Below are 13,321 nucleotides of genomic sequence, written 5' to 3'. Positions count from 1 at the left end.
ATCAGGCGCCGGCGGCCGGCACGCGGTTCGGCGCGGGGTCGTTCGGCTCGCGCAGCACGCATGCGGTGCCACCGGGCGTGTACATCGACACCACACAGCGGTTGCACGACGTACAGCCCGACTGCGCGAGCCGGCCGTCGCGCAGCCCGTTTACGAAACCCGGCTCGAACACGAGCGCCCGTGCCAGCGCGACCGCGTCGAACCCTTCGCGCATCGCCCGCGCGACGTTGTCGCGCGAGCGCACGCCGCCGAGGTAGGCAAGCGGCATCCGGACGGCCGCGCGCACCTGCTTCGAATGCTCCAGGAAATACATCTCCCGGAACGCGCCCATCTTCGGCTCGGTGAGTGTCTGCAGCGCCATCGCGGCCCGCACGATCGCATTGTCGGCATTCGCGCGCGCATCGCCCGGCAGCGGGCTGCCGAACAACTGCCATACCGATTCGACGTTCATCCCGCCGCTCAGCACGAGCAGGTGCGCGCCTTCGGCTTCGAGCCGCCGCGCGATCTCGCACGCGTCGTCGGCCGTGCCGCCGCCACGCACGCCTTCCGTCACGCCGATCTTGCAGACCACGGCGAGATCGCGGCCCACCGCGTCGAGCACGCGGCGCAGCACGTCGACCGGAAAGGCCGCCCGACGCGCGGCGTCGCCGCCATACGCGTCGCGGCGGCGGTTGTACAGCGGCGACAGGAACTGGCTCAGCAGATAGCCGTGCCCCATGTGAATCTCGACCGCATCGAAGCCGGCGTCGCGCGCATGCCGCGCCGCCTGCGCGAACTCGTCGGCGATCGCCGACATCTGCTCGCGCGTCATCGCCTGCTTCAGGAAGCGGCCGCTCATCACGCCGACCTTGTTGAAGCCGCCCGACGCGCTCAATGGCCGTTTCGTCGACAGCGACGGCAGGAACGTGAAGCAGCCGCCGTGCGTGATCTGCGCGGAGGCCGCCGCGCCGTGACGGTGGACGGCATCGGTCAGCACGCGGAATTGCCGGACCGTCGGTGCGTCGAGCCGGGCCTGATCGACGAACGTGCGACCGTCGGCGCTGATCGCGCAGTATGCGACGGTCGTCAACGCGGCGCCGCCCTCGGCGATGCGCTCGTGAAAGCGGACGAGCGCTCGCGACGGCACGCCGTTCGGCGTCATCCCTTCGTTGGTGGCGGACTTGATCAGGCGGTTGCGCAGCGTCAACGGGCCGATCTGCAGCGGGCTGAACGCGGTGGTGAGGTCAGCTGATTCCATGGGGCGGACGAAAGGATGGGCACGGCGACCATTGTGCGGCGGCGGGACGGGCGCGCATCGTCCGGGTGGATGAGCCGCGGTGCCGCGCGGCGGCCCGCCGCGATCCCGTCGAGCACGCACGGTGGCTGGCAGGCATCGACGAAACACCCCTCCACGGCACCGAACGGCAGCGTGCCGCGCCCCGGCTACCCGCGCCGACCCTCACGCCGCCCGCAATGAATTCGCCGGCATCGCCCGCGCGCCTTCCGGATCGTCGTCGCCGAGCGGAATGAACGCCATGATCTCCAGGTCGTGCCCCGACAACGCCGGCAGCCGGAACGGGCTCGACAGCACGTTCAGCCGCCGCACGCCGACGTCGCGCAGGATCTGCGACCCGATCCCCGTCACGCGTCCGTCGCGGCGCGCCGTACCGGTCGGCATCCGCGGCGCGTCGCCACGCAGGTCGCAATCGAGCAGCACCGCCACGCCGCAGCCGGCCGCATCGATGCGCTGCAGCGCGGCGTGCAGCGGCCACGAATGCGCGGAGGGCTCCGCGTCGAGCAGGTCGAGCAGCGAATGGCATTCGTGCACGCGCGCCAGCACGGGCGTCGCCGGATCGGGTTCGCCCCGCACGAGCGCCAGATGCGGCGCGCCGTGCACGGCGTCGCGATACTCGATCGCACGGAACCGTCCCCACGGCGTATGCAGCGGTCGCTCGCCGACGCGTTCGACGAGCGACTCATGCTCGCGGCGGTAACGGATCAGGTCGGCGATCGTGCCGATCTTCAGCCCGTGATGCGCAGCGAACGCCTTCAGCTCCGGCAGCCGCGCCATCGTGCCGTCGTCGTTCATCACCTCGCAGATCACCGACGCGGGCGTGAGCCCGGCCAGCGCCGCGAGATCGCAACCGGCCTCGGTGTGCCCGGCGCGCACGAGCACGCCGCCCGGCCGCGCGGCGATCGGAAACACATGGCCGGGCTGCACGAGATCGTCGGGGCGTGCGCCCGAACGCACGGCCACGCGGATCGTATGCGCGCGATCGGCGGCCGAAATGCCGGTCGTCACGCCTTCGGCCGCCTCGATGCTGACGGTGAACGCGGTGCCGAACGGCGTGCCGTTGTGGTCGGCCATCGGCGGCAACCGCAGTTGCGCGCAGCGTTCGGCGGTCAGCGTCAGGCAGATCAGCCCGCGCCCGAAGCGCGCCATGAAATTGATCGCGTCGGGTGTCACGTGATCGGCGGCGATCACCAGGTCGCCTTCGTTCTCGCGATCCTCTTCATCGACGAGCAGGACCATGCGGCCCGCGCGCAGCTCGTCGACGATCTCCAGCGTGCCGGCGAGCGTCATGACGCCTCCGTCGCGTCGAAGGCGCGGCGCAGCGCGTCGGCGCCGAACGTCAGCACGTGCTCGGCCGCGTCGACCGCGCCGAGCATGCTCGCGAAACCGTGCAACTGGCCCGGCCAGCGCACGAGCGTCACCGGCGTGCCGGCCCGCGCGAGACGCAGCGCATACGCTTCGGCCTCGTCGCGCAGCGGATCGAATTCGGCGCTGACGATCGTCGCCGGCGCGACGCCCGCGACATCCGGCGCAGCGAGCGGGCTCGCGAGCGGCGACGCGCGATCGGCGCCGTCGTCGAAGTAGTGGCCCTTGAACCAGCGCATCATGTCGGCCGTCAGGAAATAGCCGTTGCCGAGCGATTCGTACGACGGATGCTCGGTCGCGCAATCGACGACCGGATACAGCAGCAACTGGTGCGCGATGGCGATGCCCGAGCCGCGCAACTGCAGCGCGGCGACCGCCGCGAGATTGCCGCCCGCGCTGTCGCCGGCGACCGCCACCGCGCCGGCGCGTGCGCCGAGATCGCGTGCACTGGCCGCCGCCCAGCGCACGGCGTCGCACGCATCGTGCGCGGCGGCCGGGAAGCGCGCCTCGGGCGCGAGCCGGTAGTCGACCGACAGCACGAGCGTGCGCGCCCGATGCGCGAGGCTGCGGCACAGGTTCGCGTGCGAGTCGATGCCGCACGACACGAAGCCGCCGCCGTGGAAAAACACGGTCAGCGGCAACGGCCCGTCGACGGCGGGCCGATACAGCCGCGCCGGCAATCGACGGCCCGCTGCCGGGATTTGCCAGTCCGCTTCGGCGGCGACGGCATCGCCGGGCGCGAACGCGCCGCCGGCGGCGAGGCTCGCGCGGTACGCGGGAACGGTGAGCTGCGCGAAATCGATCGCGGGGGCCTGGGCGAATGCGGTGAGCAGCGCCTGCGCCTGGGGGTCGAGCGGCATGGGAACTCCTGTCTGAATCGGATGCGGTCTGAATCAGGTAAACCCGTGTCGCGGTTTTCCCTGAGTCCGCGCCGGGCGCTTGCCGGCACGGCCTGACGGGCATTCCAGCGCAGCGGGCAGGGCGCCACATCATCCGATCGGACGATGGTTTGCCCGCCCGGATGGCCAATTCTCGCCATTCAGTGAATCTCCCGATGACGCCGGAATTTAGACGCGTCTTAAATCATGGCGGCGCGGCTCGGTCGCACCGCAAACATGTCGTATGGAGGATGGAGCGTGCTGATGGAGACGAGATGGGCTCCGCAAGAGAGCCAGGCAACCAGTGACGAGGCCGACATCGGCGTCGCGGATTTCAGCGAGCTGATGGCGCGGATCTACCAGGGTCCGCTGGAGACGCCGCCGTGGGCCGGCGCGCTCGAGCTCGTCCGTCGCTGGCTGCACGCGAACTACGTGACGCTGATCCTGCGCGCGGCCGCGAGCGATCGCCGCGCGCCGCTGTCCGTGCACGCCTCGGAATTCGGCCCGGTCGTTCCGGGCGACGGCGAGGCGTCGTACAACAACTACTACTATTCGCTCGACCCGTTCGTCGGCCTGCCGGCCGATCGCGTCGTCACGGTCGACGACGTGTTCGGCGACACGGGCTGGCTGTCGAGCGAGCTGTACAAGCAGTTCCTGAAGCCGCAGGACGTGCGCTATATCCTCGGCGCGGACCTGCGCACGCCGTCGGGCGTCGAGTGCCGGTTCCGCGTGTGCCGCAACCATGCGTCGAAGCAGTTCTCCGCGCGCGACAAGGCGGTCTGCGCGCTGCTGCTGCCGCACCTGAAGCGCGCGGTGGAACTGCATTCGCGGCTCGATTCGGCGGAGGTCGAGCGCTCGATCTACGCGAACGCGATCGACCGCATGCAGGTCGGCACGATCGCGCTCGACGAGAACGGCACGATCATCGACATGAACAGCGTCGCCGACGAGATCCTCAAGCAGAACAACGGGCTGACGATCGCGCGCGGCACGATCGAGGCGACCGACGCGCAGGAGAACCGCACGCTGAAGCGGCTGATCCGCCATGCGGTGATGGGGCATCACGGCACAGCCGCGGCAACCGTCGAGGCGATGCCGATCACGCGCAGCTTCGACAAGCCGCGCCTCGGGCTGCTGGTGCGCACGGTGCTGCTGTCCGACTGGTCGGAGGACAACCGGCGCCGGCCGGCCGTCACGCTGTTCCTGCGCGATCCCGATCGCAAGCCGCAGGGCGCGCAGGAAATCATCCGCAAGCTGTTCGACCTGACGCCGGCCGAGACATCGCTCGCGCTGCTGCTCACCAACGGGCTGACGCTCGAGGAAGCCGCGGACGAATCGGGAATCAGCAAGAACACCGCGCGTACGCACCTGCGCGCGATTTTCTCGAAGACGGGCGTCACGCGTCAGGCGACGCTGGTGCGGATTCTGCTCGGGAGTGTCGTGCCGCTCGGGTGAATGGTGTAGTCGATGCCGACCAAGCGGCAACGGATGCGTTCGCCCGGCAATACATCGGCATCGATCGATACTTCACCGGCGTCGCGACGATGGCGACTTGACGCAAAAGAGGCTCGCACCGCGCGAGCCTCTTTTGCGTCCCGTGCCGTCGCTCATGCGTATCGATTGGGCGATGGGTCGTGCGGCTACCCGAGTTCACGACCCGCGCGTCGAGCGATTCGCCCAATCGGCCCATGCCGGCCACTGCGCGCAGCCGCGCCGGATGAAGGCGACGCCGGTGCGGATCACGAGCGCGCCGATCGCGAGCGCGGCCAAGTCGTCCAGGCGGCCGAAGCCAATCAGCGCCGCACTCATCGCGAGCGCCGCGAGCAACGACGACAGCGCATCGGTCCGCACGTGCCAGCCACTCGCCTCGAGCAGCGCGGAACCGGTCTCGCGCGCCTTGCGCAGCATCCAGCAGGACAGCACGGCCTTGCCCGCGAGCGTGACCGCAACCAGCGCGAGCGCGGTCGCGCCCGGCTGCACGACCGGCGGCGTATCGAACCGGGTCAGCGCATGCCAGATCATTTGCGCGCCGGTGATGGCCAGCAACGCGCCGAGGCCCGCGAGCGCGAGGGGCTCGTAGGTCGGGCGACGCTGCGGCGGCAGGCGCGCGTCGAGCCGGCAGGCGACGAGGATCAGCGCATCGGCCGCAAGGTCGATCGCCGCATGCGCGACGTCCGCGAGCAGCCCTGACGAATGCGCGGACCATGCCGCCGCCGTCTCGACGGCGAGCAGCAGCAGGTTGATCGCGAGGCTGACGACGAGGGCGCGGGACGTGGCTGCGTAGACGTGGGGCGTGGCGCGCGACGGGCGCTGCATGGCGGATCGCTTGTCGGAATCGGGGACGGCTTCGAACGTTACCGGCCTACGGTGGCACGCGAATGACAGACGAAACGAAGGCGCGGCGCGAGGATTCGGCGCATGGCGATCCGCTGACCGGTCACCCGTCGCGCTCACCGCTTTCGATCGCGCTGAAAAAATTACAGCGCACGTTCATTTGGTAGCGGATTCGCTGGCATCGGATGACGCTGCCGCGCCGTCGCCGCAGGCCGCCCGATGGAGCGCCGAAGCGCAATGAGTGACGCGGCCGGCTTGCGAGCGGGATCGCGGTTTGCTTTCGCGACAGCCCGGCAGGTTCGCCCGGACCGCGTATCCGAGGTTTTCCCGGCCGCCACCGGCAGTTGCCGGGCGACGAAATTCACCGCCCACTCCCGTGAGCGCCTCAATGCACGACAGCCAGCACCTTCACCCACCCGACACGATGCGTGAGTCCAGCACGATCGTCGTCGGTCGCGTCGTTCATCCGGGACGGGAAAGGCAATTCGATCGCTGGGCGCGCGAGATCGACGCGGCGGCGCGGCGTTACCCGGGGCACCTCGGAAACGTTCGCCTGAGCGATTCCAGCGGCATCAACTACCTGATTTATCGGTTCGACTCGCCGGCGCACCTGCATGCGTGGGAGGCCTCCGCGGAGCGACGAAAGCTGGTGGCGAAGGGCGACACGATATCGGACGAGCATCGCGATGCCGCGGTCGGCATGGATGCGTGGTTCGCGATCGCCGGCAAGCCCGCTACACCGAAGTGGAAAACGTTTCTCGTGACGTGGCTGGCCGTTTATCCGGCCCTGCTGTCGATCACGTACCTACTGAACGCGCTCCTGCCAGCGTCGGAGCGTCCTGTCCAACTCGCGCTCAGCTCCGCGCTGCTGACCGCATCGCTGACCTGGATCATCATGCCGCTCCTCACGAGGCAACTTCGGCCATGGCTGCTCCGGGGCGTGAAGCAGGTCGACAGGCTGGGCGACCGACACAGCAACGGATGACGCCATGCAGAACGAACGATCCGAACAATCGATGCCAGGGATGCCGGCGCCGGGCCTGCCGGCCGGTTTCGAGCGGCGCTTCAGCCGACGCTATGCGCAGCTCGACGACGTCCGACTCCATTACGTGACCGGCGGCCCGGACGACGGCGAGATGGTGGTCCTGCTGCACGGCTGGCCGCAAACCTGGTACACGTGGCGTCACGTGATGCCGGCACTCGCCGAAGACGGGTATCGGGTCGTCGCGGTCGATTACCGCGGCGCGGGCGAATCCGACAAGCCGCTCGGCGGCTACGACAAGGCGTCGATGGCGGGTGACATCCGCGCCCTCGTTCACCAGCTCGGCGCGACGCGCATCCACCTCGTCGGCCGCGACATCGGCCTGATGGTGGCCTATGCGTACGCCGCGCAATGGCCGACCGAGATCGTGAAACTTGCGATGCTCGACGTTCCGGTGCCGGGCACGCGTATCTGGGACGAAGCGAAGGCCAGCGCCGATCCGCAGATCTGGCATTTCGGCTTGCATCAGCAGCGCGATATCGCGGAAATGCTGATTGCGGGCAAGGAGCGCGCGTACATCCTCGATTTCTACAAGAAGCGAACCCACGTCGCGCTGTCGAACGACGATATCGCCGTCTACGCCGACGCTTACGCGGCGCCGGGCGCGCTACGCGCCGGGTTCGAACTCTATCGCGCGTTTCCGCAGGACGAGACGCGGTTCAAGGCGTTCATGAAGCACAAGCTCCCGATGCCGGTGCTGGCGCTCGCGGGCGACAAGAGCAACGGCGCCAAGGAACTCGACATGGCGAGGGAGCTGGCGCTGGACGTTCGCGGAGCCGTTGCGCCGAATACGGGCCATTGGCTGTCGGACGAGAATCCGGCCTTCCTGACACGCCAGTTGCTCGATTTCTTCAGGGAAGCCGCGTCGGGCCGTTAAAGGCCCGCGCCGTGATGCGTCGCGCTTCGGGCCGCCCTCGCGCGCGGTGGTTGGGTCGGTCGCGCATGGTGCGCCGGGTCCGGTGCGACAGCGCGGCTTCGCCGGCAAGCGCCGCGGCGCGCAACACGGCGCGGCCGTAACCCGAGTCCGACGCATCGTCCGGAATCACGTCGAATTCCGCGTCGGGCCGGATTCCGCGTGCTTCGTATGACACGCCGGCTGCATCGCGCGTCACATGATTCGCGATGCCCATCATCCAGCCGTTCGGCAACCCTTTGCCGAAGCCGCCGGACAGCGCACCCTGCGTGGTCTGGCCGGCCTGGATCGCGTGCGGCAGCGTGCGCATCATCAGCGTCAGGTATTCGCCGGCGCTGACGGTCACGTCGCTCGTCAGCACGACGACGGGCTTCGCATAGCGCACGGCGCCGCCCGGTTCGACATGGAATCGCTGCGGCGCGATGCCGGCCGCCTGCGGGAGCGCACGCGTATAGGCGAGCCGCTTGCGGTCGGCGAAGCGCGCGGCGATGTCGTGCGCGATCTGCGCCGCGCCGCCCTGGTTGAACGCGAGGTCGAGCACGAGCGCATGCGTCTGCCCGAGCCGCTGGAGCACGACATCGAGCGTGGCGGCGAGCCGGGCCCGGTCCTGCTCGATGTCGGCGATCGGGCCGCCCGCAAAGCCGCCCATCCGGTCGATCGCGAGATAGCCAATATTGCCGTCGAGCACGCCCCAGACCAGGCTGCCGTCGAATTCGATGCCGCGCGCATCGGCGCGCAGGAGGCCGAGCCGCGCCTGCGTTTGCCGCGCGTGCCACACACCGAGCCAGGCCGGAAACGACGTAGCGGGTGCCTCTTGCATCCACGCATGCCGCAACCGGCGGAAGGTCTGCTGCGGCGCGTTTTCGTCGCGCCAGCCGAGCGTGAACGAATCGTTTTCGTCGCTGATGCTGGTATGCGCATCGACCGGTGCGCCGAGCAGCGCATCGAGCACGGGCCCGAGCGCCGCGTCGCTGCCGGCGGCGGCGGCCTGCGGGCGCAGTCGCGCGATACGCGCGGCCCAGTCGATGCCGTAGTCGGCCGCGAACGAATGGAAGTCGAGCAGCAGGGCGGCGACCGCGTCATACGTCGCGAGCGGCGACGGCGCGCCGTTGCCCGTCATGCGACACGCGTCGGGCAGCGCAGCCAGCGGGCGCGCATGCAGCTGCATGCCGTCCGGCGAGTCGGTGAAGACCATGCCGCCGCGCCAGCGTGCATACATCCCGATCAGGCCGGAGACGGCCGCCGTGCTCGCGTTATACGCGGGATCGCGCCAGCACAGGTTGCCGGTGCGCGTCGTGTTGTAGATGACCGCGCCGTGCGGCCCGATCTCGGCGATCGCGCCGGTGCCGGCAAGCGCCCAGATACCGTGTGTCTGCGGCACGAACGCGCCGTCCTGCCACGCGGCGCGCAGCATCTCGGGCGGCGCGGACGGCAGCCCGCCCGGCACGACGGGCTCGTTGCCGTCGCCGCCGCAGCCGGGCAGCCAGCCGGAGATACCGAGGCTCCATATCAGGGTGGCGAAGGCACGCATCGTCACGCCCCGGCGCCCGGGCAGCGATACACGCTGCCGGTCAGCGTGACGCCGGTCTGCCGCAGGTAGCCGCCGTCGGTACCGTCGAAACTGCCGCTTTGCACGCCGCGCTGCGTGAGCAGCACCACGACGTTGCCGCCGAGCGCGGCCGCGCGGGTCTTCAGGTCGTTGCGCGCCCCGGTTTCGAGCGTCGCATCGGGGATGAAGCCGCCGATCAGGAAGTTGCCGCGGCTGCCGGTCACGTCGCCGAGGTGGCGGCAGGTGCCGCCGGGGTCGCTCGTGACGATGCGCACGTCGCGCCCCGCGGCGGAAGGTTCGAGCGGCGCGCATGCCGCCAGCGCGACGGGAAGGCACAACAGCCAGGCAGGTCTCATGTTTTCGCCGTAACGAATGCGCGGAATCGCGCGACAGCGCCACTTTAGGGACGCCGGCCGCGCCGCGCATCGGGCGAAGGTCGCGCGCTGGCGACGGAAAGGATCCGACGAAAGTCGTAGATACGGGGAAGCGCGGTCGACGCGCGGCCGGCACTGGCCGCCCGGCGACGTCAGGTTTTCGGCGCCATCAATCCTTCGCGCCACGCGAGCGCGACGGCCTGCGTGCGGTCGGACAGATGCAGTTTCGACATCACGTTGCCGAGATGCGTCTTGACCGTCTTTTCCGTGATGCCGAGCGTCGCGGCGATGCGCGCGTTGCTGCCGCCCTCGGCCAGGCAGCGCAGCACTTCGAGCTCGCGCGCGGTCAATGCGGCGAACGGGTTGCGCGGCGGCTTGCGCAACGCACCGATCATGCGCTGCGCGATGCCGGGGTGCAGCGTCGGTTCGCCGTGGACGGCCGCATGGATCGCTTGCAGCAAACGCTCGCCGCGCATCGATTTCAGCAGGAACGAATCGGCGCCGGCGTCGATCGCGGCCAGTGCCAGCGCATCGTCGTCGGACGACGTCAGCACCATGATGTGCGTGTCGCCGCTGGCCGCCCGAATCGCACGAATCACCGCCGGCACGCCGGCGTGGCCCATGCCGGGCATCATCAGGTCGAGCAACAGCACGTCGGGACGATGCACGCGTACCTGCTCGACCGTGGACGCGCCGTCGTCCGTTTCCGCGACGATCTCGAACGACGCATCGAGCCGCAACAGGCCACGGATGCCTTCGCGCACGACCGCGTGATCGTCGGCAACGAGGATGGTGGTCATGTGGTCTCCATCGGATTGAAATGGACGGTCACGCGCGTGCCGTCCGCGCCCGACACGATGTCGAGCCTGCCGCCGGGCAGCGCGTCCGCGCGCCAGCGCAAATTGCCGAGCCCCATGCCGACGGGCACGGCGGCCGGGTCGAAACCGGCGCCGTCGTCGCGCACGCTCCATCGCCAGTGTGCCGGCGGACGGGCGGCCGATGCGTGACCCGCGTCGCCCGGTTCGCACGCGATGTCGATGCGGCGACAGCCGCTATGGCGCAGCGCATTCGCGACCGCCTCGTGCGTGATCATCAGCAACTCGTGCGCGGCCGCCGGATCGGCATCGAGCGTGCACGCCGCGGCATCCGGCAGGTCGAGCGACCACGCGATGCCCGAGCCGGCCAGCAAGTCGCGCACCGCGTGCGAAACGGCCGCACGCAGGCCGTCCTCGGCAATCGCGGGCAGGCTGAAGCCGGTCACCACGTTGTCGAGATCCTGCTGCAGGTGATCGGCCAGACGCCGCGCCGCGCCGACGGTCGGCAACAGGTCGGGATGACGCTGCGCCTCGTATTCCAGCTCGGTCAGCTTGAGGCCGAGCACGAAGCTGCGCTGCTTCGCGGTGTCGTGCAGGTCGCGGGCGATGCGCGTGCGCTCGACCGATACCGCGAGCGCCTTCTGCATGCCGAACGCCCGCGCGAGCGCATCGGCCATCCGGTTGAAATGCGCGGCCAGCGCGCCGAGTTCGTCGCGCGACGCATCGGCGATCCGCGCCGACAGGTCGCCGGCCGCCCAGCGGTCGGCCGCCGCCGTCATCCGCCGCACGCGCCGCACCAGCAACCAGACGAGCAAGCCCGCGAAGCTCGCGCCCATCGCACCGAGATACAGCACGGTGCGGATCAGGTCGTAGGCCGAGGCGTCGTCCGCGATCTCGTAGTGGAGTTGCCAGCCCGGCCAGTAATGGACGCCGATCCGCGCGATCGCGCCGCCGGCCAGCGCGATGCGCGTGACGATGGCCCAGTCGCCGTCACGATGCAGCATCGTGTCGGGCGCGGCCGGGTCGGCCGGTGTCGCCGCGAACGCATCGGACAGCAGCGGCGACGCGGCCGGCGACGTTTCGCATCCCGCGCCATCCGGCTGCGCGATGCGCACCTGCAGCCGGCCGGCGCCGAAGAAGCCCATCATCGGCGCGAAATCCATCACGTCGCGCGCGCCGATTCGTGCGATCTGCCAGAACATCGCGTCGGCCGCGGCGCGGCAGGCGACCGGGTCGCGCAAGTCGACGGCGCCGGTCGCGGCGGCCAGTGCAGGGCGATCGAGATTGCCGAGAAAACGGCGAATGTCGCTTTCGGCATGCGTGCGCCACAACACGCTCGTCAGCACCGACGACAGCACCATCGCGACGAACCCCACGACGATGAACGTCGGTACGAGCTTGACGAACAAGCCGCGAAAGCCGATCCGGAATGTGCGCAACGCGGGCTCCTCGTTCTTCTGTCTTTTACCGTTGCCCCGGCAAAGCAGGGCGGCCAGCTTTCAATCGCGCCATGTTGACGTTTTTTCGCGGCGGTTGCAGCGGCGTTTTTGCCGGGCAACCACGTTGGGGTGAAGACGAGGCGGCCAACAGCTCCCGCGATGGCACATGCGAGGCCATGAACCATCGCACTCGACATTATAGAAATAATGTCAAAACTTAATTGGCGAATGATTGGATATCTAACGGTTTACGTTATATTATTTATAAAATTCCCGACGAAACCCCGCCATGTCCGATCTCGCCGCCGACGAACCCCGCCTGACCGCCGAAATCGAGCGCCTCAAGGCCGACTTCCCGAAAACCCGCGAGCTGTACCGCGAAGCCTGCGCGTTGCTGTTCTTCCGCTTCGGCATCACGCCGACGGCGAACCGCCTGTACCAGCTCGTCCGCAAGGGCAGCATGAGCACGCCGACGGCCGTCCTGGCCGAGTTCTGGGCCGAGCTGCGGGAAAAGAGCCGCGTGCGCATCGAGCACCCGGACCTGCCGGCCGATCTGCAGGCCGCGGCAGGCGAACTGGTCGCGGCGCTGTGGAACCGGTCGAGTACCGACGCGGCCGCCGCACTCGACTCGCTGCGCGCGGAAGTCGAAGCCCAGCGGGCCGCGGCGCAAGCGGAAGTCGCGACGTTGCAGGCCGAACTGGCCCGCACCGAAACCGCGCTGGAGCAACGCACGACCGCGCTGCTGGCCGCGCAGGTCCGCATTCAGGAACTGGAGCAGGCGAGGGCGGCGGACGATGCATCGCGGCAAGCGCTGCAAGCGGATATCGAACGCCTGACAGCCGACAACGCGGAGGCCGATCGCGCACTCGCCGAAGCCTGCGCGGATTTCACCACCCAGCTCGACCGGTTGCGCGACGACGCGGGCCGCGCCGAGGCACGCCTGCGCGCATCGGAGAAGCGGGCGCTTCAGGAAATCGATCGCGAGCGGCTCGCGGCCGCACGATTGCAAAAGGAACTCGACGCAGCGACATCGCGCGCGGAACAGCGCGATGCGCAGCAGCGGAAGGACATGGCCGCGCTACAGGCGCAACTCGGCGACGCGTTGCATCGCTGCGGCGTGCTTCAGGGGCAGCTCGACGGCGCCCTGGCGACCGATGCGGCGCGCAGCAACGAGCTCGACGCGCTGAGGCGCGAGATGGCGGCGCTCGTGCGCCGGCCGCCGTTGCGCGGCGTCAAGGCCGTCCCGGCCGCCGAACGGAGCGAGCGGCGGGCACGCATGAGAAAGCGCGCCGACGAAGCGCCGCGCTGACTGCAGGTCCGATCGGCGCCGCATGCGCGA

The 13,321-nt window shown here is 69.5% G+C and carries 12 protein-coding genes; 4 read left to right on the top strand and 8 right to left on the bottom strand.

Annotation, left to right across the window (positions count from 1 at the left end; all coding sequences use genetic code 11):
* Position 1 precedes the first annotated feature (1 nt).
* From H0X90_RS24165 to H0X90_RS24155, 3 genes are all read right to left on the bottom strand, one after another.
* Entirely contained in the window at positions 2–1,237 is a 1,236-nt protein-coding gene (locus H0X90_RS24165) for an NADH:flavin oxidoreductase (protein ID WP_060212418.1), read from the bottom strand.
* 201 nt (positions 1,238–1,438) lie between these two features.
* Positions 1,439–2,563, bottom strand: coding sequence for a bifunctional 3,4-dihydroxy-2-butanone-4-phosphate synthase/GTP cyclohydrolase II (ribBA, locus tag H0X90_RS24160; protein ID WP_077189130.1), 1,125 nt, complete (start codon positions 2,561–2,563; stop codon positions 1,439–1,441).
* Positions 2,560–3,498: an alpha/beta hydrolase gene (locus tag H0X90_RS24155; protein ID WP_077189129.1), complete on the bottom strand. Its 939-nt coding sequence runs from the start codon at positions 3,496–3,498 to the stop codon at positions 2,560–2,562. Before H0X90_RS24155 ends, ribBA begins: the two co-directional genes overlap by 4 nt.
* A 282-nt stretch (positions 3,499–3,780) precedes the next feature.
* Here H0X90_RS24155 and H0X90_RS24150 point away from each other — a divergent pair, with 282 nt between their 5' ends.
* Positions 3,781–4,971 (top strand): LuxR family transcriptional regulator, encoded by a 1,191-nt coding sequence (locus H0X90_RS24150; RefSeq protein WP_012493335.1) that lies wholly within the window; start codon positions 3,781–3,783, stop codon positions 4,969–4,971.
* Between the two features lie 195 nt (positions 4,972–5,166).
* On the opposite strand, the gene H0X90_RS24145 is transcribed toward H0X90_RS24150, so the two are convergent.
* Positions 5,167–5,832, bottom strand: a complete 666-nt coding sequence (locus tag H0X90_RS24145; RefSeq protein ID WP_034202343.1) for a cation diffusion facilitator family transporter — start codon at positions 5,830–5,832, stop codon at positions 5,167–5,169.
* 406 nt (positions 5,833–6,238) lie between these two features.
* Between H0X90_RS24145 and H0X90_RS24140 the strand changes: the two genes are divergently transcribed.
* Both H0X90_RS24140 and H0X90_RS24135 read left to right on the top strand, forming a co-directional pair.
* Entirely contained in the window at positions 6,239–6,835 is a 597-nt protein-coding gene (locus tag H0X90_RS24140; protein WP_006490642.1) for a hypothetical protein, read from the top strand.
* 4 nt (positions 6,836–6,839) lie between these two features.
* Entirely contained in the window at positions 6,840–7,769 is a 930-nt protein-coding gene (locus tag H0X90_RS24135; RefSeq protein ID WP_077189128.1) for an alpha/beta fold hydrolase, read from the top strand.
* On the opposite strand, the gene H0X90_RS24130 is transcribed toward H0X90_RS24135, so the two are convergent.
* The 4 genes from H0X90_RS24130 to H0X90_RS24115 form a co-directional block, all read right to left on the bottom strand.
* Positions 7,744–9,336 (bottom strand): S41 family peptidase, encoded by a 1,593-nt coding sequence (locus tag H0X90_RS24130; RefSeq protein WP_012493336.1) that lies wholly within the window; start codon positions 9,334–9,336, stop codon positions 7,744–7,746. The genes H0X90_RS24135 and H0X90_RS24130 overlap by 26 nt on opposite strands.
* A gap of 2 nt (positions 9,337–9,338) precedes the next feature.
* Complete coding sequence (locus H0X90_RS24125) at positions 9,339–9,710, bottom strand: DUF4156 domain-containing protein (protein WP_034202340.1); 372 nt, start codon at positions 9,708–9,710, stop codon at positions 9,339–9,341.
* 170 nt (positions 9,711–9,880) lie between these two features.
* Positions 9,881–10,528, bottom strand: coding sequence for a response regulator transcription factor (locus H0X90_RS24120; protein ID WP_006490644.1), 648 nt, complete (start codon positions 10,526–10,528; stop codon positions 9,881–9,883).
* Positions 10,525–11,982, bottom strand: coding sequence for a HAMP domain-containing protein (locus H0X90_RS24115; RefSeq protein WP_060266092.1), 1,458 nt, complete (start codon positions 11,980–11,982; stop codon positions 10,525–10,527). The genes H0X90_RS24120 and H0X90_RS24115 overlap by 4 nt, the downstream gene beginning before the upstream one ends.
* A gap of 289 nt (positions 11,983–12,271) precedes the next feature.
* Between H0X90_RS24115 and H0X90_RS24110 the strand changes: the two genes are divergently transcribed.
* A complete protein-coding gene (locus H0X90_RS24110) occupies positions 12,272–13,291 on the top strand; it encodes a DNA-binding protein (protein WP_077189127.1) in 1,020 nt (339 codons plus the stop codon).
* The last annotated feature ends 30 nt before the right edge of the window (positions 13,292–13,321 follow it).

The organism is Burkholderia sp. 9775_39, from assembly GCF_015712225.1.
Taxonomy (GTDB): domain Bacteria; phylum Pseudomonadota; class Gammaproteobacteria; order Burkholderiales; family Burkholderiaceae; genus Burkholderia; species Burkholderia cenocepacia.
The sequence above is the reverse complement of the archived record's forward strand: the minus strand, read 5'-3'. Positions and strand labels throughout refer to the sequence as shown.

Bases quoted from the DNA above. Each gene is read 5' to 3' on its own strand.
- H0X90_RS24165 (WP_060212418.1), bottom strand. From the start codon at position 1,237: ATGGAATCAGCTGACCTCACCACCGCGTTCAGCCCGCTGCAGATCGGC.
- ribBA (WP_077189130.1), bottom strand. From the start codon at position 2,563: ATGACGCTCGCCGGCACGCTGGAGATCGTCGACGAGCTGCGCGCGGGC.
- H0X90_RS24155 (WP_077189129.1), bottom strand. From the start codon at position 3,498: ATGCCGCTCGACCCCCAGGCGCAGGCGCTGCTCACCGCATTCGCCCAG.
- H0X90_RS24150 (WP_012493335.1), top strand. From the start codon at position 3,781: ATGGAGACGAGATGGGCTCCGCAAGAGAGCCAGGCAACCAGTGACGAG.
- H0X90_RS24145 (WP_034202343.1), bottom strand. From the start codon at position 5,832: ATGCAGCGCCCGTCGCGCGCCACGCCCCACGTCTACGCAGCCACGTCC.
- H0X90_RS24140 (WP_006490642.1), top strand. From the start codon at position 6,239: ATGCACGACAGCCAGCACCTTCACCCACCCGACACGATGCGTGAGTCC.
- H0X90_RS24135 (WP_077189128.1), top strand. From the start codon at position 6,840: ATGCAGAACGAACGATCCGAACAATCGATGCCAGGGATGCCGGCGCCG.
- H0X90_RS24130 (WP_012493336.1), bottom strand. From the start codon at position 9,336: ATGCGTGCCTTCGCCACCCTGATATGGAGCCTCGGTATCTCCGGCTGG.
- H0X90_RS24125 (WP_034202340.1), bottom strand. From the start codon at position 9,710: ATGAGACCTGCCTGGCTGTTGTGCCTTCCCGTCGCGCTGGCGGCATGC.
- H0X90_RS24120 (WP_006490644.1), bottom strand. From the start codon at position 10,528: ATGACCACCATCCTCGTTGCCGACGATCACGCGGTCGTGCGCGAAGGC.
- H0X90_RS24110 (WP_077189127.1), top strand. From the start codon at position 12,272: ATGTCCGATCTCGCCGCCGACGAACCCCGCCTGACCGCCGAAATCGAG.